This window comes from Mycobacterium riyadhense (genome assembly GCF_963853645.1).
Classification (GTDB): Bacteria; Actinomycetota; Actinomycetes; order Mycobacteriales; family Mycobacteriaceae; genus Mycobacterium; species Mycobacterium riyadhense.
Window position 1 is genome coordinate 3543621 of record NZ_OY970456.1, and the last position, 23511, is coordinate 3567131.

The following is a 23511-nucleotide window of genomic DNA, read 5'->3' on the forward strand; positions in this document are numbered from 1 at the left end:
GCCGAGCAGGAACTTCGCGCACGTCCAGCCCTAGTTCTCTTGCACGACAAGTTGATCAGCCAGCACCCGGACGTCGGAGACGAGCACCGCGTTGACCTCGCGGCCGCCGTCGATCGCCTTGATCGGTCGTAGCGTGATGCCGCTGAAAGGCATTTACTCCAGACTGGGAGCGACCGACCTCGGCGTGGACGTGGACATCACCCGGCTGGCCTACGCGTATTCGTCACGGTGACCAGGTCCGGCCACCTAGGTGTCGAGGAATTCAACACATCTTGATACCGCCTATATCCAGTGAACTACCGCATATTGCAAAGCACCCCAAAGTGTTTCGCTGTTGGTGGTCGTCATTGTCCACGGCTGGCCAAGCGTGCAGAATCCCCTCCCTATCGATGGTGCGGGTGGGCGACTGGGCGGAGTTCCAACCGCGGGACACCCGCGAAGTCGTCTGGATTGCAGGTGTAGAGCGGAACAGCATGTGCGATTGCGGTCGCGGCAATAAGCGCGTCGTACGCGCGCGCAGCTGGCTTGCGCCCCGATGCGCGCAGCGCCGCGGCAACGCCGCCAAATGCCCGCCCGCAATCGCCGTCGAACGGAACGACGTCAAAGTCAGCCTCAGCCTGCTGTAGGTGCTGCTGACGTGCGCTGCGCTCAGCGGCATCGTGCGCGACATGCGGACCTACGGACAGCTCCGCCAGTGTTATCGCGCTAATCACCGATTCGTCAGGCAGTTCGGTCGGATCGGATATCTCACCGAGGAGAATCACTGTGGAGGTGTCCAGCATTCCCCGCCTTGAAGCCTCGGTCACAGCGACGGATCGATCAGACTATCGATGTCGCGGCGGAGGGCATCTGGGTTCACGCGTGGGAGATTCTTGCGGCGACGAATCAGTTCAGTCGGGCTGGCGCTGGAACGGGGCAATGGGCGCAGTTCGGCCACCGGCGCACCGTCGCGTGTAACCACGATCCGCTCGCCGTGCTCAACGCGGCGGAGTACTTCTCCGCCGTTGTTGCGTAGATCGCGCACGGTCACTGTGTTCACATCGTCAAGTGTATCACCGGTGAGACACCAAGCGAGACGCTGATTCTCCCGCCACCGACAGGACCCCGAGGTCGACCCCGGCGCGCACCGCCGGTTGGGCCGGGGTCTTGTCGGTGTCGGGTGTGCGTAGCGCGTAGCTGACTGAGACGAACAACCGCCCCCAGCGCTGCGAGAGCGTCATGTTCAGGATGCGGGCGCGGCCCGAGGCGAGGTGGCGTTGCACGCGGCGGGTGTTTTCCTTGGCTCGCAGGGTGTCGATCACCGGCACCGTGAGCGTGCGGCGGTCGTCCTCGACCCGCATGGTGCCGGTGGTGAACCGGACCCGGCCCGGGTCGCGTCGCGCGGATTGGAATCGGGGGAAACCCACCCGCCTGCCCTTTCGGGTGCCTTTCTTGCTGGCGCTCCAGTTACCCAACGCCGAAGCCAGATCGGCCAGCCCCGCCGAGTAGCACTCCTTGGAGTTTTCCGCCCACCACGGCGCCACCTCGTGCTTAGCGACGTTCCACGCCTTACGCAGCGAACCCAGATCCCAACCCACCGACTCATGGGCCGGATCAACGGCTTTCGCGTCCAAGTCGGCTTTGATTTGCGCCAAGCCCCAGTTGAACGCTTTGCGGCGGGCACCGAAATGCGACCGCACCAACCCGGCCCGATCGATATCAGAGGGCCACCGCACCTCGAACCTGGCCGCGGTGACCCTCCAGCCCGTCGGCAATCGCGTACCGGGCGATCCCGAGGCCAGGCAACACCCGGCGTCCCCGTCGTAGAGCTCGAACAACACCGACACCGATTCCACCGCCGCTCGATGCGCTTCGAAATCGGCACCCACATCCACCCATCGCGACAATGTTGGTGTGCCATCAAGTTTCGGCTTCCCCGCCAACTGCACACCACCGGTCAACCCAGCAACCTTCGCAGCTTGAGCGCAGGTGCGCATCGCCACGATCACCGTCAGCGCACCACCCGCAACGGCGGCGACACGATGGGCACCACGTTGCCATCGCCCAAATCGATACGGTGCATCCCGGCTCCATGCAGCACGCCGGCCGCCCAGGCATCGGTATCACCACGGTCTGTGATCGCCCGCAGATACGCCTCAGCCAATTCCCGTTCCTCGGCCACACGTGCAGCGCGGCGCTGTGCATCGGCCCGTTCACGCTCGGCCTGCGCCCTCCGCCGTTCTCGGGCAACGATCAACCAATCCGGCGCCGCGGCACACAGTCCCGCACTATCCCCGGGTGTGATGTGGCGTTCCTTGACCACGCGGACCGATACGCCCAGGCGCCTGGCGACGCTCTCACGCCCGCGCCGCCTGTGCTGCCTGGCGCGCTTCTCGCTCCGGTTTTGTCGCGCAACGATCGACCAGTCCGGTGGATCGTCCATGACCGCTTGGACGCGTGCCGGCGAAGCGGTCGCCCAACCCTGTTGCCGCAGCGTACTACCGGCGACGCCGAGAGCCCGGGCCACACGCTTGAGCCCACCCATCCTCGCCATCAGCCCACCTGCCCCGATTCAGTCTTTGTCGCCGTGACCGCGCGCATCGCCCGATTCCGTGCGCCACGACGACCGTACAAGCGCGCGCACATCGACGTCAGCACCTCGATCATGTCCCGCACCAGGTCGTCGGTGGTCTCACCCGCATCCGCTACGACGATCCGCCGCCCATGCGCACCAAGCGCAGCCTCAAGATTCTCAACCCCGAACCTGGCCAGACGATCCCGATGCTCCACAACCACCACCGTCGCAGAAGGGTCCGACAAGATCCGCCGCAACTTCGGCCGTTTCCCGTTCAGCCCGGACCCGACCTCACACACCACCTCGCCGATCTCATACCCATTCGACGTGGCCCATTGCGTCAACCGACCAACCTGACGATCCAGATCAGAGCGCTGGTCATGCGAAGACACCCGTGCGTACAGCACTGCCCGGCCCGCCACATCCTCCGCCACCACGTCGACCCAAATCGTTCCCGACTCCAACCGCCGAGCGGGCACCGGCATCTTGCCCTGCCGAAACCACCTGTAGGCGGTCTGAGGGTGAACACCATTACCACGCGCCCACTCAGCCAACTTCACACACCCAGTAGAACATACATTCGCTCACATTTACTCACATAATCGTGAACAGTCCGTGACCCTTCGCGGCGGGTGAAGGAGACGGCGAAATTGAGACTTTGACAGGAGGCTTGGGACTCGACGGCATATTTCGCGTCTATTGAATTTTGAGATTTAACTGATCGACAACAGCGGAAGGTGTTTCCGCGAGGCCGGCGGCCAGGAGTCGACGATCCACGCTCACGAGCGGGATCCGCAGTGCAGCTGCCGTTGCGGCCCAGCTGGCGTCATAGAAGGACAGCGCATGCCTTTCGGCCAGGACCGCCGCCTCCCGAAGCCAGGCTTGGGACATAGCGAGCGGTGGGCCCACGATTTCCAGGAGGTCGTCGAGTTGGTCGCCGACATCGCGGGCCGTCCACTTCAGTGCCCGCACCAGCACATTGCCGACCTCATAGATCGCAAGATCCAGCACATGCGCGTCAAGCTCGCTACGGACGTGAGCGTCCCGTATCGCTCGCGCCTCGGCGAGTTCGCTCTCCCCCACGGCGTGGAACCATTTGATCAACACGGATGTGTCGATGAGTAAGTGCATCACGGGCGATCGTCACGGTCGACCCTGACGACGTCTGCGGACTCGAAGCTACCGGCTCCACGGAAGCGACGCTCCGAGCGCTCGATCGCCGCAGCCAGGTCAGCAGGATCGCGACGCGCCAGCTCACGCCGAGCAGCGTCGGCTAGCAACGCGCTCCGGCTCGTCCCCCGGCGTTTGACCTCGGCATCAAGCTCCGCAAGGAGGCCATCAGGCAGGGACACCATGACCTTAGACATGAGGCCAGTATAGCTTGGAGTATTGCCGCTCGGATAGCTCCGGGCTGGCCTGGACGAACCCCCGGGGTCCAGCGTGTCGACGGAACCGCCATTTATATTGAGACGCGATTGGGTCGTTGCATCTCGATGTAACCTGCTGCGCGACTGCCGCCGCCGCGGCATGCGCGCCCCGTTCCTCGCGGTCGGCGAGGGCGCGCTGCGCTTCTGGAAAGCGCTGCGTGACGTCTTCCCATATACGAAGGAGCAGCGTTGTTGGTTCCACGCGCAGGCGAATGTCCTTGCCGTGCTTCCGAAGTCGGCGCATCCGGGCGCCAGGCGGCGATGAAGGAAATCTACAACGCCGAGGACGCCGACAAGGCGCGGGCGGCGATCGCCGCGTTCGAACGAGACTACGGCGCGAAGTTCCCGAAGGCCGCCGCGACGATCGTCGACGACGCCGACATGCTGCTGGAGTTCCGCCACCCGGCCGAATATTGGACCCATCGGCGCACGACGAACCCCGTCGAATCTACTTTCGCGACAGCGTGTTTGCAGAGCAAGGTCACCAAGGGGCCGGGCTCTCGGACGGCCGGGCTCGCGATGGCGTTCCAGATGATCGAGGCCGCTGAGGCACGCTGGCGCGCCGTGAACGCGCCGCACCTGTGGCGTCGCGATGAGTTTTGCCCTCCGGTGCAGTCTGATCTGCATGGGCAAACTCATCTATGGCTGCAACGTGTCGGTGGACGGGTACATCGCCGATGCACAAGGCAACATCGACTGGGCCGATCCCAGCGAAGAGCTGCACCAGTACTGGAATGACTTCGAGCGGGAGACCGCGCTGTCGTTCTACGGGCGGCGGCTTTACGAACTGATGTCCGCGTTCTGGCCGACCGCCGACAAGGCCCCGGGCGCCACTCCTTTGACCGTTGACTTCGCCCGCATCTGGCGCGAAATGCCCAAGGTCGTGTTCTCGCGCACGTGTAAGTCCGTCGACTGGAACTCCCGCCTGGAACGCGGCAACCCGGTCGAGGTGGTGACGAAGCTGAAAGCCGAAACTGACGGCAGGCTGGAGGTGGCCGGCGCGACGCTGGCCGCGCCGATCGTGCAGGCCGGACTGGTGGACGAGTACCAAATCGTGGTCACGCCCACCGCCGTGGGCGGCGGCACCCCGTTCTTCCCGACACTGCCGTCATGGATCTCGTTGCGACTGTTGGAGAACCGCACCTTCCCGGGTGGCACGGTCCTGCTGCGCTACGAGGCGAAACACGACTGATCGGACACACACAGCCAGGCGAGCTGCGGACGCGCGACGAGGCACACGACTCGAGCCGCACCCCGTTACTGCTGCTGCACTGCGGCCTGTTCGACATCCACCAGCAGCTCGACGAACTGCTACCCGGGAAACTCACAGAACGACTGATCGACCCGGCAAACACTCTGGAGGCCGCCTGAAACTCGCCCATCCACAGGTATTGACAACCAGCGGATTTCATTTCGCTCGGATCGCCGCTGCACTCGACGTTAGCCGCGCTGTCTATCGCTGCTCACCGTGCGCAGTGACAACACCCAGTGACCGGCATGTCCACGCATGTCGGGCTAGGTGCAAAAATATTGCCCGTTGAGTACACAATTCGAAGGCGGCGAGTAGGAACCGCTCAGGACGCCTCTTAGACCACCTGTGGCTGAACCGCCGGGTGCAATGACGCGATTCCAATTCGCGGGGGTGAGAACATAGTGCGTGCCGTGTTGGGCGAGGGTGCTATTCCACGTGTGCGAGACGGATTGTCCCACCGGCATGTCGAATTCAAGCTTCCAATCGGCGAGCGGCACCATGCTCGAGTTGGTGATGGTGAAGCGGGCGATGAAACCGGTCTGCCACGTATGTTCCACCGACAATGTGGCCGATGCCGCAGCCGCGTGGGCTATGGGGGTGGCGGTGAGTCCGAGGATGGCAACTATCAATGCCGACACGGTTGCGTGAAGCGCTGTCCGCCAGCGCTTCACGCAATTGTTCAGTCCGGCCATAGCAGCCAACACTAAAGCCAAACGGGCGATATCGGCCGTCGCATCGTGAGCAAGCTGCAGTAACTTTGCTCAACTGAAACCGTCATGAAATTTTAGCCTCGATCCACCCTGAACCATGTATCGGCTTGGCCGAACGCGAACTTGCGGACGGGGAAAGCCAGAACGCAGCCTCCCCCGATAAGGCGTCACGGTGCGCGCCGGTATACCGGTTGCACGTTCCCGACCTCAGTTGTTCCGCGATTCGCTGCGTCGACACCGGTGTCGACGAAGTCATCGACGCTGCGGGTCGCGAGTCCAGCGCTCCAGTTACGGCAGATTGTTGCTATCTGCGCGTCTGCCATACTGATCTGGACCTGTATTCGCTTGTTCGACTGTATGTTTCGTAGTTTGGCGCCCGTATGTGCCGAAGGCTACGTCCTCGGCCTACACCGCATCGCCACCGCCCCTGAGCGGAACTCGAGCAGGTCCACGAGCTTCAAGTCGACATGCTTCGATAGCCCAGCGAACAACGTCGGCCCATGACCGGCAAGCCTGCGCTGCACGACGAACTCGTACTCATCGATCAATCCCAGCTCCGCCAACGCGAGCGGGAGGCTTCACTCCCCCACATACAGTCCCTTACCCGACTCGCGCTTGAGCCGTTGCACAGCCTTCCCAAAATCCCCGCGCACGAGCTCCGCGTTCCAATCCACCCGGTCCAGGGTGCTCGACACGACGTACTTCTCTGCCGCGTCGATCGTTCGGGCAAAGTGTTCCATCCACTCAGGCCTCGCCCCAGGTCGCGCCGGCGACCGCCACGCTTCCTCCATCATTTCGTAGGTCACCCGACCGAAGAGAAGGGCATCGGCCTGGTCGAGGACATCAGTCGCGTGACGATGCAAGTCTTCGTCCGGGACGATTGCGCGATGGTCGCAGCACCCGCCCAACGTGACGTTGATGGAATACCCAAGGGGGTCGCATAACGTGCTCCTGAAGCGGGCCAACGAAGTTGGGTGAAAGCATTGTGTCGTTGAGCAATCAGAATGGAGTGACGCTCGAGGTGTCCGCCAGGATCATTACATCTGCGGGTATGTCCTGGACACTACTCAGGAACAGATTGAGCTCGTCTGGTCTGAGCCTGTCGCCCGATAGAACGAGCTCGATCTTCGGTTTGTTCTTGCTCCCAGCGGCACTGACTCGCACATCTTCCACAGGGCGGAAGGCTTCTGCGAGTGCAACGACATTGTTTATGGTCTCTTTAACATCAACTAAGCCGTCGCGGGAAGAGATGATCACTTCCCCTTCTATTTGTGAAGAGCTAAGCAAGGCCGGATATTTCAGAATCTGAGCCCCTGCTGCAAAGAACTCTTTGCACCATGCATCTCCCACGCGGCTACACCAATTGGGCAGCACTACCGGAGTGCGGTCATGCGACTCATCGAGTGCGACCTGAACCAAGGGACCGAGCACATCGCCGAATGTCGCAGCGCATCGCGATTCGAGATCTGCATCCTCCGCAGACAACATCCATGGCACCACCACACTCGCCAAATCACCGTCCGCGGCAGATTCATGAGCCGCAAGGTATTGGCCGACAGCTAGCGGCGCCACTGGTCGGCTTACAACACCGGCACGCTCTAGGGCCGCCGCGCCCTTATCTGAATTCCGCCGTGCTTCCACCTCGCGGAGGTTGAGTTCGCATGACGCCACGCGTCGATAGTCGGAAGCCACCTGCGCTAAGAAAAGCTGTGATGTCACCGCCGGGTTGGCTCGCTCTTCAGTCGGGGCGCCGGATGGCAGGAGCGGACGCGAGAAACGATCGACCCGGTCCACCTGACCGTCCCAGGCTAGGGACGCGGCCGACACGACACGAACCATTTCCGAGTCCCGTGGATCACGCGTCGAAGGCGCGCGCCGCACAACGCCGGCGCGTAATCTACGCACTTCGTCCTCGAGAGTCCGCGGTTTCCGCTCCGGCGTCATTAGATTCCCAGGATAGTAGCTATCGCAGCAGCCAGCTCGGCCAATCCCGCTCTCAGGAAGTCGAGTTGATCCAGATCGCTTTGATCCGCCTTATCACTCAAGGAGTCTGTTGCAACGCGCAGGACGAGCACGCGCTCACACAAGCCCAACGCGCGCATCGTGGAAGCGATACCGAAGGACTCCATGTCGACGAGTACGGGCTTAGTCGTCATTCGGGAGTACAGGGCAAGCGCCAGCGAGTACGTCCAGTCCCCCTTGGCGTAGATGGGACCGCTGGGTGGCGTATCGATTGGCACTGGTGCAACACCTGGCGAGATCTTGATCACCTTGTCGGTTGCAAGAACGTGGGCGTCGGGAACGTCCAACCCCAACATAGAACCCGGTGCGCCCGCTGCCCCGCCTCCCAGCTCAATCGGGTCAAGCGGAGCTTGCTCGTTAGGTTGCGTGCGGACGATCCATTTGTTCTGTAGCTTGACGACCTCGCCGTCGGCCGAGGCAGCTACCACTCCCAGTGATAGGTATGACACCCTTTCAGCCCGAAACACCTGACCAACCAGCTTCGAGTCGACTGTTCCGCAGCAGCCATAGAAGACGTAGTAGTCGGCCCGGTTCTCCCGGGTTGACCTACTGAGAGCCGCCGCTGCAACGACATTCCCTTGGGCACTCAGTGGATGGTGCTCTACCCTGGCCGTCCGGCCGTCAGACAGGCGGCCCTCTAGTACCTCTTCCCCTAGCTTTGTCGACGTCCAGATCGTTGTTCCAAACACCGGTAGGTCGATGTACAGGCGTGTCAGCAACTCCGTTACGGCGGTCGCTTCGTTTCGGGTGAACGTAAATATTGCCACCGTCACATCCGCCACGGCGACATCGTAAACCCATGAGACACGCGGGCGTGCATTGTCAGTACGCTGGCGCCGAAAACTCATTTGGGTACCTTGGCGGGCGGCAACCGCAAAGTACTCTGTTTTCATCAGATGAATCAGACCTACTCTGACTGGCCCGTGGTCAACTCCCGCAGTGCCATTGAGTTAAAAGACCTACATAGCAGCATGTTTCGGCGGGATCGCCCACAACCTGCAACGCGCCGCGGCAACACTGGCCGGCAGGCCCCACGCTGTCGCGCGCGGAGCCACCCTGCGCCGCAAGATCGTCAACATTCCCGCCCGCCTGACCCGCCCACAACGGCGAGCGGTCCTGCATCCGCCCAGTCGCTGGCCCTTGGCAGATGCATGGCTTCGCTTGTGGTGCAACATCTTCGGACAACGGCAACAACCGATGACTATCCCTGTCTGACCACCCGCCGCAAGGCCCGACCCGAACAAACAGGATAGCTGGGCAGACCAACTGCTCACCCACACCCACATCCCGGTCGATCAAGATCAACTACACCGCTAACCGGTCAAGCCGGGGGTTCGGTGGATCGAGGCTAAGAAGGGGCCGGGCTGGCATAACCGTTCGGCCCCCGACGTTCGGACGACCACCAAGCACCTTTGATCATGGCGTTGGTCATTATCCATGAAAAAACGCTCATCCGATTAGACGCTCCCGCGTGCTAGCACCCATCGGTGCTGGAACGTCAATACCGTTGCAGCCGTTTCGAAGTCAGCGTCGTAGTGGACAACGGTGAGTTGGTGTGCGGCCGCGAGGGTGGCGGTAAGCAAGTCGGCCACGCCAACGGCTCGATGTTGGCCGGTTCGCGCCAATGCTCGCTGTGCGCCCAGTGCGGTCTGCCAATGCTCGTCATTGGTCGGCAGATACTCGTAGGCGTCGCGGCGGTCCGCCCAGAGCTGTTCGCATTCGGCCGGCCCGCGGGCGCTGTAGAGCGCTTCGGCATCCAGCGACGCCGTTGTCGCGACCACGCCGCCTTCGATAAGCGGTCGCAAGCGCCGCGATACCTCTGGGTGGCGCATTCTCGCGGCGGCGCTGGTATCGATTAGATAACGGGCGATCAGCGCCACACTTCCCCGCGCTCATCCGGATTGGCCATGTCCTCAAGGCCACCATGCTCAAGCCAGTCGATCTGGCGAGCCCTCGCGGACTTGGCCGCCGCTTGCTGCAGCGCGATCCGCACAGTGTCTGAGACTCCAGTGGTCCTTAGTTCTCGCTGCGCGGCCGCCAGCAGCTCATCGTCCAGGTCGATCAATCTCTTGGGCATTCCGACCTCTCGGGGAACGTATATATGCCTTGCCCAATCAGCATATACTTCCCGGTTCGTGGGCGAGGAAACTCCAGGTGCGGTTTACCATGTGGGCGCCATGTCGAGCGACCATACACCAAAATTTAGGAGGCGCTTGAGGTAACGGCAAGACGAACCGATCGGCTTGAGACGGCCGGGAGGAATACGGCGGGGGCGAATATGGCGGGTTACCCGTAAATCCCGCCGATTCATCAATCAGCGCCCTCAACCGTCGCGGTCCTGTCTGTTTTGCATCAGCTGGATCAGCGCCGCTATCCCGCCTCAATACAGTTGGCACTCTTCTCAATAGACCTTGCACCGTGCCGATAGGCTGCGCGGTCTGACCATAGTTGGCGTCATGTCAGAGGCGGGTGCTGTGGCGCCTGGTCAACGCGCTTAGGCTAACGCCATGAAGCGTTCGACGGCCATCGGGCACCTCGTCGAGATGGCGGAGGTCGCGTCGCAGTGGCTCGAACTCGGCGACACACGTCGATGGCCACTCTACGAAATGTGGGTGACCGGGGAGCTGCTGTCCTTCGCGGAGACCCTGGAAGCGGGAGCGGTCGTGCTGGTTCTCGATCTTCCCGCCCAGGAGCTCCCCTGGCTGGCCATGCACCCTGCCGGAGAAGCGATCGGCCACCAACTGAGACTCGGTAAGCGGCCGTTTACCTGGTGCTACCGACCGCGCGCGTGGCCGGCGTGGACTTATCAGCATCGGCGTGTACTGAAGTTCTGGGCCGCTGACAGCGGCCTGGATTCGTCGGCCATCGAGGCCCTCCAGTCACGGCGCCTTGAGCGCCTGGCCATTGTCGAGCCATCCGACGGCGAGCTGACGACACAGGCGCAGGCTGAACTTGCAGCGTCTCGTGCGCACCTCCAATCTGTGCTCGAGGCCTACTGGGACCGCGACTGGCGCCGGCGCCACAAAGGCTATGACGAATCGCCCGAGGATCACCTGTGGCGGGCGGCGACCGCTGTGGCGGAGATGCTGGACGCCGTTGGCAATCCGAAACAGTGATTAGCTGCACGGCTCCTCGAAGGCCTCACGCATAGCGGCAAGATCGTCGGCTCTGGGGCGGCTCGAGTTCACCGATAGGCGCCGTCCGAGATCACCCTGATGAAGCCAGCCTTCGGACGCGCGACCGCGGTACTGACCGAGCATCACATCCACCTTGTGCTGCAAGGCTTTAGATCGTGGCGCGCTGCAGCGAGTTGCCCTTTGATGGCTTGATCGGAGTAGGCACGGGGCGATTAACATCGCTAGCAGCGGCGCAGTGCTCGCCCGAACTCCGCGACCAACTCGGTGCACACCACCACGAATTCCGCACCACCACAGCAACTATCGCGAGTTCGGCCACGCTCATCGTACAGTGGCTGCTAGAACCCGATGTCGTCCCCGACCCCACCCGGGCCGCCCATATTCTCGCACCGCTATCCCAACCACCTGATCGTGCGGCGAGTCGGGTGCATGCCAAAATCGGCCGGCGCACCGCCTTCCGGTAGCCCCCACTCGCAGGCTGTTCGCCGGCAAGCGATCCGTGCGGATTACCCTCGGATACGACGCTCGATCAGACGCGTGCTGTAGCTCGTTGGGCATGCGTCTGAGAAGCCCGCTCGTAGGAAAGGCTCTCTGTGCTCAAACAACTTTCAGACGTGCCGGACGATGTGCAGGCTCTCGAAGCGCTCGGCACCGTAACAGCAGCCGACTACGCGAATGTGTTCGCGCCACTGGTCGGTCGGGCTCGAAACGCCAACCGGCGCTTGCGTTTGCTCTACCAATTCGGTGCGGACTTCGAGCGCCTGACCCTAGGCGCCCTACTGGCGGACACCCGACTGGGTATTAGCTACCTCCCGTTGCTGGACGGCTGCGCGCTCGTCAGCGATGTCAACTGGATTCGTGAGCCGGCCCGTCATCTCGGTCGGTGGATGCCGTGTCCGGTACGCGTGTACGCCAACAACGAGCGCGATGAGGCGGCGGCGTGGTTGGCCTCGCTACCCAAGGGCGCGAAAACGTCCATTCCGCAGATGGCCAGGGCCTACATCGGCGGCACCATCGCCGCGGTCGTGAGCATCGGCAAACTCCTATTCCGAGGTGACATCAGACGCGGCCGCCGAGGCCATTGACCATCTCGTCGCGACACGACGGAATCGACTACGGTGGTTACCGGTAACTCACGGACTATCGTATTGTGTGCCAAGGAATTTCGCGCCAGGCTCAGCCGTGGGCTGGCTTCAGAGGCTCGTTGCCTGGTTGATGATGAGCGGTGGTGGCGCTGGTTCATGTGGGTCGGCAAGCGTCTTGTAGAACGGCGGTAGCGTGGCGACGCCGGGCTCGAACGGGGTGATGTACTCAGCGTCGAATGTCACTTGGTACCACTGGAGGCCGAGCGACGCGGAGACATCTGGGTCGGTGGCGTTGGCGCTGGCGACGGTGGTGACTCGCACACACTTCAGGTGCCTGCGCATGATCGACGAGAAGCTGGACAAGCCGTTTGCGTCCTGCGCCGCGGATTTCGCACCGTACGCGGCGCGCACCGGCCGGCCCAGATATCCCCATGCCTTGGCGTAGTCCTGGTTGTTGACCGCCTTGAAATAGTCCACGATCACCTGCTGGCCCTTGCCGGTGGGGCTGGCATCCGATTGCCCGTTCACGCACCCTGGATCTGCCGCGCTGCGCCCGGCGAGCACAGCACTGACTGCGATCGCGGGCATCATCGCGACCAGCGCGATGGCGACCAGACGGCCCCGGTACCGGTCTAGGACCTCTCCGTCTTTGTTGCGGAGATCGTGCACACGCACAGATTCCATGACGTGAGTGTCTCACTGGCGAGACGAAACGGGCGTGAGTGGCGGCGCGTCGGCGCCCGAGGAACCGTGCGGTCTCGTCCCGACACGATCACCGGCCCCTCACCCCGCGAAGGGCTACCAGGTCGGCTCCCAATAGGTGGCTGTAGCGTGACCGCCGTGAAGTCTTTCTGGGTGTATTCCTCCGTCGCGCTCGCGGCCTGTGTCGCGGCAACCGTTCTGACGTTGGCTGCGTCGGGCAAGGCAGCCGCGGCCGCCACGTGCCCCACCGCAGCACCGCCGAACGGTGGAACACCGGACTGGACGCTGGCCGGGACCACCGGCAGCATCGCGGTCACCGGATCCACGGATACGACGGCTCCGCGCGTACACGTGATGGCACCGTTCAGCGTGACCCAGACCCAGGTGCATACGCTGCACGCCGGAGATGGACCGGTGGTCCCGGGCGTGGCTAGGGTCTCCGCCTGCTACATGGGCGTCAATGGACGTGACGGGTCGGTGTTCGACAGTAGCTACGAACGGGGCGCCCCCATTAACTTCCCGCTTGCCGGAGTCGTGCCAGGCTTCCAGAAAGCCATCGCGGGACAAACTGTCGGCTCCACGGTCGCCGTCGCAATGACCTCCGCGGACGGCTACCCCGACGGTCAGCCCAGTGCCGGAATCCGGCCGGGCGACACGCTCATCTTCGCGATCAAGATCCTTGGTGCCTCGAGCTGAGCTGCGACGATGTGAACCGCACTGCCTGAGTCGTCACCCACCTCGTCAGCGCCGGCTATCCCCCTACGAGACCAGCAATCTGCTCCGTTTTACATTGTTCCCCACCGCTTTTCACGGGTTGGCAAAGTCATCGACGTTGCGTGTTGCGAGTCCAACGCTCCAGTTGCGGCGAGATTGCTGGCATCTCCGTGTCACAGATGTCCGAGAACCGCTGCCGAATACAGGCAACCATTCCGGGACTGGATACTGCATTGTGGTCCAAGAGGTTTCGGCGGCCCTGCCAGTGCTATGGATCAAGCACAATTCGCGCGTAGCATCTCCATATGAGCAGGGCTTTCATCGTGACATTCGCGGTCGGGTTGATCATCGCGCTGTTCGGCTTAATCTGGGCGCTCCAGGGATTCGGAGTGCTTGGCGGTAGCCCGATGAGCAACACCACGACCTGGTCCATCATTGGTCCGATCACCGTGCTGATCGGCATCGTGATTGCGGTATTGAGCTGGCGCAAAATCTCGTCGAAATAGTGCTTCATGTCTTCGTCACGGTGAAATCCACTGTGTGCCAGCCGGTGGCGCCGTCTGGGACGGGACCAACCTGATCTGCAGTTTGGACAGTTCCGGTGTTGTCGGTGGCGCGCACCGTGATGGTGTGTTTCCCAGGGCTTTTCGCCTGCCAGGGGAAACTCCACAACCGCCACGTCTCGTTGGAATAGCTTGCGCCCTGTTCAGCGGGCTGCCACCCGCCGTCGTCGATGCGGACCTCGACGGCGCGCACGCCACGATTCTGCGCCCAAGCGACACCCCCAAACACCACCGGCCCCAACGGTACCTTCTGGCCACGTTTCGGCACGTCGATCCGCGACTCGGTCTTGATGGGTGCACGCGGTGCCCAGCCTTGGCGCGTCCAGAACGCCTCTGCTCTGTCGAAGCGGGTCAGCTCCATCTCGACGACCCACTTGGTGGCCGACACGTACCCGTAGAGCCCGGCTACTACCAACCGAGCGGGGTAGCCATGCTCGATCGGCAGCGGCTGACCGTTGAGGCCGACCGCCAGGAGCGCGTCGCGGCCATCGGTGAGTGCCTGCACTGGCGTGCCGGCGGTGAAACCGTCGATCGACGTAGAGAGCAGCATGTCGGCGTCCGCGTGCACACCGGCCGCGGCCAGCAGATCAGCCACCCGGTAGCCTGTCCAGATGCCCGTCGAAATCAGGTTGCCTCCAACGGGATTCGATACGCAGGTTAATGTTGTTACCGTTTCGATGACCTCGAAGTGGTCGAGGTCGTCGAAGCTGTAACTGGCCTCGTGGTCCACCATGCCGTGGATGCGCAGTCGCCAGTCGCGGTGGCTGAGCTGGGGAACACTGAGTGCGGTGTCGACTCGGTAAAAGTCGGCACTGGCGGTAATAAAGCTTGGTAGCGCAACGCCGTTCGGTTGCACATCAGCGGGTATTGGTGGCGCCGACGTGAGCGGTCGCGGCAGTGTGAAGCTGGCGCGGTCAGCGGACACCGAATGCACCAACCGTGTGATGACCGCGCCCACCACCCCGCTGACAATTCCGAATCCGAGCAATCCGATCATGACTAACCGTCGCCTGTCGGCATCGGGCTCGTTGTGGTCCGGTCTGTCTTCCGGGTCTGCCGGGGCGGGCCAGAATCGACGGGCGAGCAGGCGTAGGGCCGCCACGCCGCAGGCGGCGCCCGCGAGGGTGGGGATCGTGTCGAGTGCTGTGGCACCCCGCTGAGACAGCACCGCGAGGCACCCAACGACGCCAGCCGCGGCGATCACGGCGCTGCCAAGCGGGCGGCGCTGGGTCTCGAGGGTTCCGGCAATGGCAGCGATCGCGGCGATCACCACGAGTACGACGGCAGCGACGAAGAGTTTGTCCAGAGAGCCCAACGTCTGAATCGCCCACTCTTTGATCGGCCCCGGTGTCAGGTCGATGGCCACTGAGCCGATCGCAGTACGCGCGTCGGCCCGCGCACCGAATGGGATACCTATCAGCTGGGCTACCGCGAGCGAGATGGACGCGGCGGCGACCCCGGCAATCATCCGCTCATTCGACGGGGGTACAGCCATCGCAGTTACTGTACTCGCGTTCCCTCGCAACGGCCGCAAACACCTTGCCGTACGGACGAATCGGCGACACCGGCGTGGGGTGTCGGGCGTATTGCCGGGCGCCCGCACATGAGTCCAGCTTGTAGTAGAGCCAGGATGCCCTGAACCCTGACTCGTCGTGCCCTGGCGGCGCACCGACCGCCCGGCACCGGCAAGACGCCCCTGGCCGCTCGCACCGCCGCTGCTGCCGGTCGGGTGCGGCAGCGTTAGACCTGAATGATGGTCAGGCCGGCAACTCCGCGGAGCGGATCAAAGTCGTCATCTTGCGTCACCACCGGCAATCCCCTGGAAGCTGCGACGGCCCCGATCCACAGATCATTGATCCGGACCCGATGACCGGTCTCAGTCAGGTGGATTCGAAGCCGCACCCACATGCGCGCCGCGTTGTCGTCGACCGGCAAGGCCACTATGTCAGCGATCGCGTCGAGTGTTGCCAGCCGCTGTGCTCGAATGTCCGCCGAGGCGGCCGCGAGCACTCCGAGATTGAGCTCGGCTACCGTGACCACGGTTGTCGCGACTTCCTCGGGTAGTAGTGACGCATCAAGCGGCCGACCGCTGTCCTGCGCGATGAAAACTGACGTATCGAGCACCCCGGCGGAGGTCACAGGACAGGACCAAGGTCGTCGGTGGTGTCGCCGACCAGTTCAGCGAGGTCTTGACGCAACCCCGGATCCGCTTGCGCGCGCTCAAGCCTCCCGATCAGCTCACGACTCAACCACCTGCGCCGGGTCGGTTGCAGCGCAGTGAGACGCGCGATGGGCTTGCCGTTGACGGTGACGGTGATGTCTTCACCGGCCTGGACGCGCCGTAGCAGCCCGGCGGTGTTGTTGCGCAATTCTCGGGAAGCCACTTCGGACATGCTACGGCTGTAGCATCAATGTAGCCGCTAAGGCTGGTGCCGTGGGGCAGCAGTTCGGGAATATGCAGGAGCCGAACACGCAGAGTTGCCAGTAACTCACTGGATATTGCATTGTGGCCCAGGAGGTTTCGGCGATCACCTGGCTACCCGGGCGGAGGTAGCAACGGTGGTCGGCACGCGTTTGAGATGGGATCCCACCACCAGCCGTTGTCGCATGCCAGCGGTTGCGGTCCGACGCCCAAGGGGCGGCATACGTTGGCCGTGGGATCCCACCATTGGCCTGCCTCACAGCCGAGTGGCTGGGGCCCAACCCCAAGGGGCCGACAGAGATTAGCGGTCGGGTCCCACCACTGGCCAACATCGCACGGCAGAGCTGGCGTCGCGTCTGGTGGTCGACACAGGTTCGCCTTTGCATCCCACCACTCGCCGTTTGCGCATTGCGCAGAACTCACCCCCGGTGACACGATCGTCCCGATGGCCATCGGCGCTAACACCATGGCGGCTATGCAGACCAGACGGCAAACGATCATCGACATTTGCACACCTCTGGGTGTCGTCACACTTGTTGCGGTTCAGCTTAGACCGGTGGACTCCGCGTTTGATCGGTCGATGACCGGGACCTGACAATCGTGTGACGCCAACTCAACTTCGGTACCGGTCGCCGCGTGCAACTGGACCGGCATACTTTGCGCTGTTGCCGCGTTCGGATCGGCTGGCGCCCGGCTGGGATTCGTCGTCGTCGCGACGCTCGGTCTCAGATGCCGCCACCAGCAGCTGATATAGACGATCATTGAGAGCACCAACACGACGACCACCCAGAGCACGACCTGGACATCGATCCGAGATCCGAACGGAGGCGCATTGGGAAGCGCATTTCGCAGCGGCATCACTGCAAAGAGCATCGCGGCATACCACGTTGTCATCGGCGGCTGGAATGGTCGTCGATCACGCGCGGTTTGAACCGCAACGAACAGGCCAACGCCGGCAAGCGCGACCAGAACAGCGACGATGACCAGTGCGAACGCCACCGAGACTGTCGACCGCCGCAACTTCACTCGGTACGGCGCAAGTGCGTCCCCTTTCTTGGCCACCGGGACATCTATCTTCCAGCCGGGAAGACGGTCGACAAATGTCACCGCCGCTCGCTCCGGCAGCTGCTGGTCGCCGTGAAAGAGTTCGACCGTGACGGGCCCCGAATGGTAATCATCGAACGGCCAATCGTTGATCTTGCCTATTAGAGTCAGCGGAACAGGAAAGGTTCCCGGCAGCATGCCCTTCGACCACGTGCGCTTGGTAGGCGAAACCGCCGATGTGATCCTGACGCCGAGATCTTCTTTGAGACCGAGGGTTTGCGGATCAACCAATGCAGGCCCGGGTGTAACCACGACGTTAGCAACCAGCACAGTGTTGACCGACTGGATGTCGTCGAGCGTCACGGTCACAGTTGTGCCGTCGGCCGTCGGCTGACCTTCGCTAACGTTATGTGGGCCCGTGCTCCCATACAGCACAGTTGAGGCGACATAGGCCGCAATCAAGAGCACTAGGCCAACTATGCCGAACTTCACCAGCCGCACCTCGACGCGGAGAAGTCATCCGCGGACGATATGGGTCCCCAAATACCCAGGGTGGGTGACAATTTGACGCTTACCGACGTCGTCCAGTTGGGTGCGCCAACGCCGACAACGACTGGTTGATATGGCATTGCCCCCACGTGGACAGACCTCCGTCAGTGCGCCGAAGTGTTCATAACAACCCCGTTTGGTGGACACGGAGTTGGGCAGTTCGCGCGGTGCGAGTGAGTCGCTGTTCGTAGCCGACCGGGAAACCTTAGGGCAAAGCTAGAAGAATTTCCAGATCCTTGGGTGGATGCGCAGGGTCCACGAATTCCGCCGCGAGGTCGAGGCCGATCGCGACATCACCAACGCTGTCACGGCCCGATGAGCTGCAGGTCCCCCAAGTGACCGCGGGTGACTTCTCCGGCGGCTGGAAGCCGCCGGCTTCTTCTCACGCTGCTTGAGCGTGAAGGGCCAGCCCGGCCCGTAGGATGTTGCGCGCGGCCATCTCGTCCGCTTGCGCGGCGATGCGAGCACCGCTGGCAGACGAACACCGCTTGGGTGACCCGGTTTTGGGCGGCTGCATACCCACATTCCTCGCAGCCATCCGTGGGGGCACCTCCCGCTTGCGGGGGAGTGTGCCGGGGGTCGACCTCGATCCAGATACGCCCAGCATCTTCCGCTTTGGCGCGCAGAATCAAGACGAAGCCACCCCAGCCCGCGTCCCCAATACTCCTTGACAGCCCGGACTTCGCCCGGGCGCCGTTGGGCAAAACTGCCCCGAATGATCCTCATCGACAACGGGCTTGGCCCGCCGCATCATGTTGGCGATCTTGAGATCCTCCACCACCAACAGGTCATATCCCGCGACGAGCTTACGGGCCTGTTTGTGGTGAAAGTCCTTACGCTGGTTCGCGATCTTGCGATGACACGCAGCGACAGTCTCCCGACGCTCGTGGCGGCTCTTCGACCCGCGCTTTGCTCGGCCCAGCCGCTGCTGCGCCGCAGCCAGCTTGTCCGCCGCTGCCCGGCCCCAGCACGGATTGTCGACGTGCTCACCGTCACTGGTGGTGGCCAAACTCGCGATGCCGACATCGATCCCAACCTGGCGGCCGGTGACCGGCACTGGATTGGTTGGCACGTCGTCGCACGACAGCACCAGCATCCAGCGCCGGCCTTGGCGTTTGATCTGGATAGTCTTGACCCGGCCCGCCACCTGGCGGTGCAGTTCAACCTTGACCTGGCCGATCCCCTGCAACTACACCCGCTTCGTGCCGGGCAGCCAGCGAACGCCGTCACCGTCTTTAGGCCACTCCACACAACCAAACCCGGCCTTGCCCTTAAACCGCCGATAGCCCGGCTTCACGGCGGGCTTGGCCGTCTTGACTCGCCGGAAGAATCCGCCGAACGCCTTATCGAGCCTACCCAGCGTGGCCTGTTGACTGGAAAACGACCACACCGCCACATCCGGGCGCGCCGACCCGATGTCGGTCAACTGCGCGGATTGATCCCCGTAGTTGATGCGGGTCTTGCTGTGCACCCACGCATCCCGGCGTTCCTGTAACGCGGCGTTGTACAACTCGCGGTGAGAGTCCACGCACGCCGCCAACGCGATGTGCTGACGGGCTGTCGGACACAGCCGAAACACCTACGCCCGCCTCATGAGGCCAGCACCGCGTCCCACTGATGCTCGATATAGCGGCCAACCGTGGACTCCGACACGTAGCCAACCGAAGCGGCGAAACACGACGGCGACCACAACACCTCCGCGCGGCTTCGTAGGTACGGCAATTCCTGGCGCAGTACTCGCGCGGAGCGGCCCTTGAACGCTCGCACGACAGCCGCTGGCGCGTCGACCGGCCCGACCCCCACGAACAAGTGCACGTGATCGGGCATCACTTCCTTGGCCACGATCTGCCAGCCGTGCTCGTCAGCAACCTCCTCCAGCAGCTCCCCACAGCGAGCCGCTACGCGGCCACCCAGAATCCAGCGCCGATACTTCCGACACCACACCAGAAACAACCCCAACCACGACACTCCTCCCCGAGCACGGCAAAACCGGCGCTGCGACACACCACACACCACATGCAACGACACCGACAACTACCGGGTGCGACGCCGTTCGCCTGGCCGGATTCCCCCGGCGGCTAAAACCGCCAGTCCCCTCCGACCGCAACTGATGGTGGTGTACGACGGTTGTCACCCGTATGGCAGCATTTGCGGATGATTTCACGCAGCCTTGTCCGCATGATTGGCGTCGCAGTAGTGACGACTGGGGCGCTCATGAGCGCGCCCGCTGTGAGTCCTGTCGCCTCAGCAGACGCATGTTCCGATGTCGCGGTGGTTTTTGCTCGGGGCACCCATCAGGAGCCTGGTCTCGGAAACGTCGGCGAGGCATTTGTCGACTCGCTGAGTTCGCAGGTCGATGGCCGGACCGTCGCGGTGTACGCGGTCAACTACCCAGCCAACGACGATTACCACAACAGCGCGACAACCGGCTCCGATGACGCGAGCGCCTACATTCAGGCCACCACGGCCAGCTGCCCGAACACGAAATTCGTCCTTGGGGGGTATTCGCAGGGCGCGACCGTGATCGATTTGGCCAGCGCAGCGCTGCCGGCCTCGGCGGCTGATCACGTCGCCGCTGTCGCGCTGTTCGGCGAGCCATCCAGTGGATTCTCGCGCATGTTGTGGGGCGGCCAGCCGCTGCCGACCATCAGCCCGCAATTCAGCTCCAAGACCCTTAGCTTGTGCGCTCCCGACGATCCCATTTGCACCGGAGGCGGAAACATCATGGCGCACGTTTCGTACATTCAATCCGGGATGACAAGCCAGGCAGCGACATTCGCGGCTAACAAGCTCGGTCAAGGGACACAACGCGATTGAGCGGGGCAGCTCACGGGTTGTTGAACACCGTCGTCCCGACTCCACCCGGTGAATAGCTGATGTATATCGGTTGCTCCGCGAACGGGAAGTTACCGGTATTCATCGTGCTGCCCGTCGTGACAATGGGACTGTAGCCCGGGATCGTTACGCCGGCCTCGTACTCGTACAGCAACTCGCCGCCGGTGCTGTAGACCTGAATGAGTGTTCCCGCGGGCACCGCTCCCGAGGTTTGTCCGGTCCCGAGTAGGTAGGAAGGCATGGTTCCGGTCACCCCCCCGGAATCGATGATCGCGGTGACGGGTGTGGGAGCCCCGCCGTTGATTCGCACGTGCACGGTGCTTATGGGCGCACCGGGAACCGAGACTTCCGGGGTTCCCGTGTTGGGGCCGAACTGCAACCGACCGCCAGGCTGGTCGATCAGGACACCCTGATTGAGATCGCCGCCCAACGCTGTGACCGGGCTGCTGGGGCCCGGGCCCACGGCGTTTGGCCCAACACCCAAGACACTCGTTACGCCGGCGGGCGCGAAATACCCTTCGAAGGTTTGCGGGAAGGACAGTAATACCACATTGACCGGGGTGCCGGCGGTAACGATGCCGTTCCCAAAATCGACCGGCGCGTTATAGGTGGCAAAGATATAGGTCAATCCCCCGCTGTAACCGCTGATCCCAAACGACACCGGTAAGCCCAGGCGTAGAACGCCCAATGGACCGCCGAGGGCGCCGGGTGTGATGACGAGACCCTCCGAGCCGGTGTCAACGAGCGAGGCAACAGCTGGTCCGCCGTTGACGGACAGGGTCACCACCGGCTCGGTTTCGGCATAGACGTACATGTTGACGGTTCGGCCGTCCCACCCGGTACCACTTGTCCCGGGGCTACCCGCCAGCCAGCCGGCGCGACCGCCCGTGCCGCCATAGCCGCGGAAATCGCCGGCGCCGATTCCACCGGCGCCCCCGGTTCCACCGTTGCCGATCAGGCCCGCCGCACCACCCACGCCGCCATTGCCGCCTGTGGTAAGGGACGCGCCTCCCGCCCCACCGGTTCCGCCGCTGCCCCACAGCCAGCCACCGGCGCCACCGTTCCCGCCGGTCGCGCCCTCACCCCCGGTGCCTCCGGCTCCCCCGTTGCCAATCAAACCTGCCGACCCACCGAACCCGCCGGTTACCCCAGGGTTCGTCTGCGAATAACCATTGCCGCCATTGCCATACAGCAGCCCGCCAGCGCCCCCATTCGGGCTGGCGGCCGTCCCGTCGGCTCCATTGCCGATCAGCGGACGCCCGAGCAACGCCTCAGTGGGCGCATTGACCGCGCCCAGGACGTTTTGCTCAACAGCCCGCAATGGCGCCGTGACGGCCGCCTCGGTGGCCTGATACGACATAACCGCCGAATTCAGCGATTGCACAAACTGTTGATGGAACGCGTTCAGCTGGACGCTGAGAGCTTGATACTCCTGACCGAAGCCGGCAAAAAGCGCCGCCAGGGCGGCCGACACTTCATCGCCGGCGGCGGCCGCAACGGCAGTGGTCGGTGCGGCGGCCGCAGCATTCGCCGTGTTGAGCACCAAACCGAGGCCGTCCAAGTCCGCTGCGGCCGACACCAACCAGTCGGGGGCCACGACAAGTAGCGACACTCCGCCCCCTCCGGGTCGAATCAGCGATCCACGTGCGCCAAATCGTATCTAGATGCCGTCTGTGCGTCTCAGTTTTCACGCATTGGTAACCAGGCAGGCCCACAACGCGCCAGCGCACTACTCTGCCCTCCCCGGGCACTTCGCGCCGTGCCAACACGCCAGTTCAAATGATTTGCTAATAATCCGCCGACGCTAGCGTTGCCGGCCAACGCGGTACGTGCGGGCAAAGCGAACTATCAAAACAGCGGCCGGGGAGTGGCTCAGTTGAAGAAACCCGCTTGCCGCGGCCCTGCGTTGAATCCACCCGAGTCGGAGCCGCCCGAATTCCCGAAGCCGGAATTGTTCATCCCGCCGGTACTACCCACACCCGAGCTGTGCTCCGCCGAATTGAAGAAACCGGTGCCACGGCGTCAGCTGTGCGGCCGGCGCCGACACCCCCGCGTGATAGCCCGACATAGCGGCCACATCCTGGGCTCACATCTGCTCATATTGGGCCTCGACGGCCGCGATCGCCCGGGCCATTGAAGCCCAACAGGTTTGATTGCACCAATGAGACCAGCTGAGATCTATTGAGCGCCAAGGCCGCCGGGCGCACCGTCGCCCCCAGGCCGCCTCGAATGCCGAAGCCGCCCCTTCGGCTTGACTGGCCCCTGCCTGGGCCTGGGGTTGCGGCCGCGCTCAACCACCCCGCATACGGCGCCGCCGCCGCAGCCATCACCGTCGACGCCGGGCCCTGCCACGAACCCGCGGCCAGCCCCGACGTTACGGCCTCAAACAAGGCCGCGGCCGAATTTCAGCTCGCCGGCTAACCCGTCCCAAGCCGCCGCGGCAGTCAATAGCGGCCCCGATCCGGGACCAGAAAAATCCGTGCCGAGTTGATCTC

28 protein-coding genes and 7 pseudogenes are annotated in these 23511 nt (G+C 63.3%); 8 read left to right on the forward strand and 27 right to left on the reverse strand.

All coding sequences use genetic code 11. The features are described from left to right. Positions 1–33: 33 nt before the first annotated feature. From AADZ78_RS15685 to AADZ78_RS15720, 8 genes and pseudogenes are all read right to left on the reverse strand, one after another. A pseudogene (locus AADZ78_RS15685) lies at positions 34–153 on the reverse strand (acyl-CoA dehydrogenase); the annotation flags it as partial. Between the two features lie 230 nt (positions 154–383). Further along, positions 384–782: a type II toxin-antitoxin system VapC family toxin gene (locus tag AADZ78_RS15690; RefSeq protein WP_085251843.1), complete on the reverse strand. Its 399-nt coding sequence runs from the start codon at positions 780–782 to the stop codon at positions 384–386. Positions 783–802: 20 nt separating this feature from the next. Next, positions 803–1039 carry a type II toxin-antitoxin system Phd/YefM family antitoxin gene (locus tag AADZ78_RS15695; protein ID WP_204807139.1) on the reverse strand — a complete coding sequence of 79 codons (237 nt, stop codon included), beginning with the start codon at positions 1037–1039 and terminating at the stop codon, positions 803–805. A 49-nt stretch (positions 1040–1088) separates the two neighbouring features. Beyond that, a pseudogene (locus AADZ78_RS15700) lies at positions 1089–1988 on the reverse strand (IS607 family element RNA-guided endonuclease TnpB); the annotation flags it as partial. A gap of 2 nt (positions 1989–1990) precedes the next feature. Continuing rightward, positions 1991–2533, reverse strand: coding sequence for a hypothetical protein (locus AADZ78_RS15705; RefSeq protein WP_139829111.1), 543 nt, complete (start codon positions 2531–2533; stop codon positions 1991–1993). Next, a complete protein-coding gene (locus AADZ78_RS15710; protein ID WP_085253562.1) occupies positions 2533–3114 on the reverse strand; it encodes an IS607 family transposase in 582 nt (193 codons plus the stop codon). The genes AADZ78_RS15705 and AADZ78_RS15710 overlap by 1 nt, the downstream gene beginning before the upstream one ends. A gap of 136 nt (positions 3115–3250) precedes the next feature. Beyond that, the gene (locus tag AADZ78_RS15715) at positions 3251–3685 is read right to left on the reverse strand and encodes a type II toxin-antitoxin system VapC family toxin (protein ID WP_085251267.1); all 435 of its coding nucleotides are present in this window, start codon (positions 3683–3685) and stop codon (positions 3251–3253) included. Continuing rightward, positions 3685–3921 (reverse strand): CopG family ribbon-helix-helix protein, encoded by a 237-nt coding sequence (locus AADZ78_RS15720; protein WP_139828793.1) that lies wholly within the window; start codon positions 3919–3921, stop codon positions 3685–3687. Before AADZ78_RS15720 ends, AADZ78_RS15715 begins: the two co-directional genes overlap by 1 nt. 121 nt (positions 3922–4042) lie before the next feature. Here AADZ78_RS15720 and AADZ78_RS15725 point away from each other — a divergent pair. Both AADZ78_RS15725 and AADZ78_RS15730 read left to right on the forward strand, forming a co-directional pair. Next, positions 4043–4563: pseudogene (locus AADZ78_RS15725) on the forward strand (transposase); the annotation flags it as partial. A 43-nt stretch (positions 4564–4606) separates the two neighbouring features. Then, positions 4607–5173, forward strand: a complete 567-nt coding sequence (locus AADZ78_RS15730) for a dihydrofolate reductase family protein (protein WP_085251269.1) — start codon at positions 4607–4609, stop codon at positions 5171–5173. A 323-nt stretch (positions 5174–5496) separates the two neighbouring features. Here the strand turns inward: AADZ78_RS15730 and AADZ78_RS15735 are convergent, their stop codons facing one another. From AADZ78_RS15735 to AADZ78_RS15750, 5 genes and pseudogenes are all read right to left on the reverse strand, one after another. Then, positions 5497–5925: a cellulose-binding domain-containing protein gene (locus AADZ78_RS15735; RefSeq protein WP_085251270.1), complete on the reverse strand. Its 429-nt coding sequence runs from the start codon at positions 5923–5925 to the stop codon at positions 5497–5499. A 163-nt stretch (positions 5926–6088) separates the two neighbouring features. Beyond that, positions 6089–6164: pseudogene (locus AADZ78_RS29120) on the reverse strand (hypothetical protein); the annotation flags it as partial. Positions 6165–6335: 171 nt separating this feature from the next. Beyond that, positions 6336–6908 (reverse strand): annotated as a pseudogene (locus AADZ78_RS29125) (dihydrofolate reductase family protein). Positions 6909–6942: 34 nt separating this feature from the next. Further along, positions 6943–7770: a hypothetical protein gene (locus tag AADZ78_RS15745; RefSeq protein WP_139828794.1), complete on the reverse strand. Its 828-nt coding sequence runs from the start codon at positions 7768–7770 to the stop codon at positions 6943–6945. A gap of 116 nt (positions 7771–7886) precedes the next feature. Continuing rightward, a complete protein-coding gene (locus tag AADZ78_RS15750; RefSeq protein ID WP_139828795.1) occupies positions 7887–8747 on the reverse strand; it encodes a hypothetical protein in 861 nt (286 codons plus the stop codon). 202 nt (positions 8748–8949) lie between these two features. On the opposite strand from AADZ78_RS15750, the pseudogene AADZ78_RS15755 reads away from it, so the two are divergent. Further along, positions 8950–9180, forward strand: a pseudogene (locus tag AADZ78_RS15755) (IS1380 family transposase); the annotation flags it as partial. A 242-nt stretch (positions 9181–9422) separates the two neighbouring features. Here the strand turns inward: AADZ78_RS15755 and AADZ78_RS15760 are convergent. Next, positions 9423–9845, reverse strand: a complete 423-nt coding sequence (locus AADZ78_RS15760) for a PIN domain-containing protein (protein ID WP_085251273.1) — start codon at positions 9843–9845, stop codon at positions 9423–9425. Continuing rightward, positions 9836–10042, reverse strand: coding sequence for a DUF2191 domain-containing protein (locus tag AADZ78_RS15765; protein ID WP_085251274.1), 207 nt, complete (start codon positions 10040–10042; stop codon positions 9836–9838). The genes AADZ78_RS15760 and AADZ78_RS15765 overlap by 10 nt, the downstream gene beginning before the upstream one ends. Before the next feature lie 430 nt (positions 10043–10472). Here AADZ78_RS15765 and AADZ78_RS15770 point away from each other — a divergent pair, with 430 nt between their 5' ends. Both AADZ78_RS15770 and AADZ78_RS15775 read left to right on the forward strand, forming a co-directional pair. Continuing rightward, the gene (locus AADZ78_RS15770) at positions 10473–11081 is read left to right on the forward strand and encodes a DUF7711 family protein (protein ID WP_085251275.1); all 609 of its coding nucleotides are present in this window, start codon (positions 10473–10475) and stop codon (positions 11079–11081) included. Between the two features lie 635 nt (positions 11082–11716). Then, positions 11717–12187, forward strand: a complete 471-nt coding sequence (locus tag AADZ78_RS15775; RefSeq protein ID WP_239655135.1) for an STAS/SEC14 domain-containing protein — start codon at positions 11717–11719, stop codon at positions 12185–12187. A gap of 108 nt (positions 12188–12295) precedes the next feature. Here the strand turns inward: AADZ78_RS15775 and AADZ78_RS15780 are convergent, their stop codons facing one another. Further along, on the reverse strand, positions 12296–12871 hold the full coding sequence (locus AADZ78_RS15780; RefSeq protein WP_239656716.1) for a hypothetical protein: 576 nt from the start codon (positions 12869–12871) through the stop codon (positions 12296–12298). Between the two features lie 147 nt (positions 12872–13018). On the opposite strand from AADZ78_RS15780, the gene AADZ78_RS15785 reads away from it, so the two are divergent. Then, positions 13019–13585: an FKBP-type peptidyl-prolyl cis-trans isomerase gene (locus AADZ78_RS15785; RefSeq protein WP_085251277.1), complete on the forward strand. Its 567-nt coding sequence runs from the start codon at positions 13019–13021 to the stop codon at positions 13583–13585. A gap of 323 nt (positions 13586–13908) precedes the next feature. Next, on the forward strand, positions 13909–14109 hold the full coding sequence (locus AADZ78_RS15790) for a hypothetical protein (protein WP_085251278.1): 201 nt from the start codon (positions 13909–13911) through the stop codon (positions 14107–14109). Between the two features lie 4 nt (positions 14110–14113). Here AADZ78_RS15790 and AADZ78_RS15795 read toward each other — a convergent pair whose 3' ends face one another. The 8 genes and pseudogenes from AADZ78_RS15795 to tnpA all read right to left on the reverse strand — a co-directional run bounded on the left by AADZ78_RS15795 (position 14114) and on the right by tnpA (position 20140). Then, complete coding sequence (locus tag AADZ78_RS15795) at positions 14114–15661, reverse strand: molybdopterin-dependent oxidoreductase (protein ID WP_085251279.1); 1548 nt, start codon at positions 15659–15661, stop codon at positions 14114–14116. 245 nt (positions 15662–15906) lie between these two features. Beyond that, positions 15907–16305: a type II toxin-antitoxin system VapC family toxin gene (locus AADZ78_RS15800; RefSeq protein ID WP_204903381.1), complete on the reverse strand. Its 399-nt coding sequence runs from the start codon at positions 16303–16305 to the stop codon at positions 15907–15909. Next, on the reverse strand, positions 16302–16559 hold the full coding sequence (locus AADZ78_RS15805) for a type II toxin-antitoxin system Phd/YefM family antitoxin (protein ID WP_085251280.1): 258 nt from the start codon (positions 16557–16559) through the stop codon (positions 16302–16304). Before AADZ78_RS15805 ends, AADZ78_RS15800 begins: the two co-directional genes overlap by 4 nt. Before the next feature lie 143 nt (positions 16560–16702). After that, the gene (locus tag AADZ78_RS15810) at positions 16703–17095 is read right to left on the reverse strand and encodes a hypothetical protein (protein WP_085251281.1); all 393 of its coding nucleotides are present in this window, start codon (positions 17093–17095) and stop codon (positions 16703–16705) included. A 195-nt stretch (positions 17096–17290) separates the two neighbouring features. After that, a pseudogene (locus AADZ78_RS15815) lies at positions 17291–18124 on the reverse strand (DUF4436 domain-containing protein); the annotation flags it as partial. A gap of 685 nt (positions 18125–18809) precedes the next feature. After that, positions 18810–19370: an RNA-guided endonuclease InsQ/TnpB family protein gene (locus tag AADZ78_RS15820; RefSeq protein ID WP_239656715.1), complete on the reverse strand. Its 561-nt coding sequence runs from the start codon at positions 19368–19370 to the stop codon at positions 18810–18812. Next, entirely contained in the window at positions 19371–19760 is a 390-nt protein-coding gene (locus tag AADZ78_RS15825) for a helix-turn-helix domain-containing protein (RefSeq protein WP_239656714.1), read from the reverse strand. A gap of 11 nt (positions 19761–19771) precedes the next feature. Beyond that, the gene (gene tnpA / locus AADZ78_RS15830) at positions 19772–20140 is read right to left on the reverse strand and encodes an IS200/IS605 family transposase (protein WP_239656587.1); all 369 of its coding nucleotides are present in this window, start codon (positions 20138–20140) and stop codon (positions 19772–19774) included. 195 nt (positions 20141–20335) lie between these two features. Between tnpA and AADZ78_RS15835 the strand changes: the two genes are divergently transcribed. Next, positions 20336–20998 carry a cutinase family protein gene (locus tag AADZ78_RS15835; RefSeq protein WP_085250576.1) on the forward strand — a complete coding sequence of 221 codons (663 nt, stop codon included), beginning with the start codon at positions 20336–20338 and terminating at the stop codon, positions 20996–20998. 10 nt (positions 20999–21008) lie between these two features. Here AADZ78_RS15835 and AADZ78_RS15840 read toward each other — a convergent pair whose 3' ends face one another. The 3 genes from AADZ78_RS15840 to AADZ78_RS29130 form a co-directional block, all read right to left on the reverse strand. Then, positions 21009–22628 (reverse strand): PecA family PE domain-processing aspartic protease, encoded by a 1620-nt coding sequence (locus tag AADZ78_RS15840; protein ID WP_085250575.1) that lies wholly within the window; start codon positions 22626–22628, stop codon positions 21009–21011. Positions 22629–23112: 484 nt separating this feature from the next. Further along, the gene (locus AADZ78_RS15845) at positions 23113–23406 is read right to left on the reverse strand and encodes a PPE domain-containing protein (protein WP_239656713.1); all 294 of its coding nucleotides are present in this window, start codon (positions 23404–23406) and stop codon (positions 23113–23115) included. Further along, positions 23399–23464 carry a hypothetical protein gene (locus tag AADZ78_RS29130; protein ID WP_420873352.1) on the reverse strand — a complete coding sequence of 22 codons (66 nt, stop codon included), beginning with the start codon at positions 23462–23464 and terminating at the stop codon, positions 23399–23401. The genes AADZ78_RS15845 and AADZ78_RS29130 overlap by 8 nt, the downstream gene beginning before the upstream one ends. Between the last annotated feature and the right edge of the window lie 47 nt (positions 23465–23511).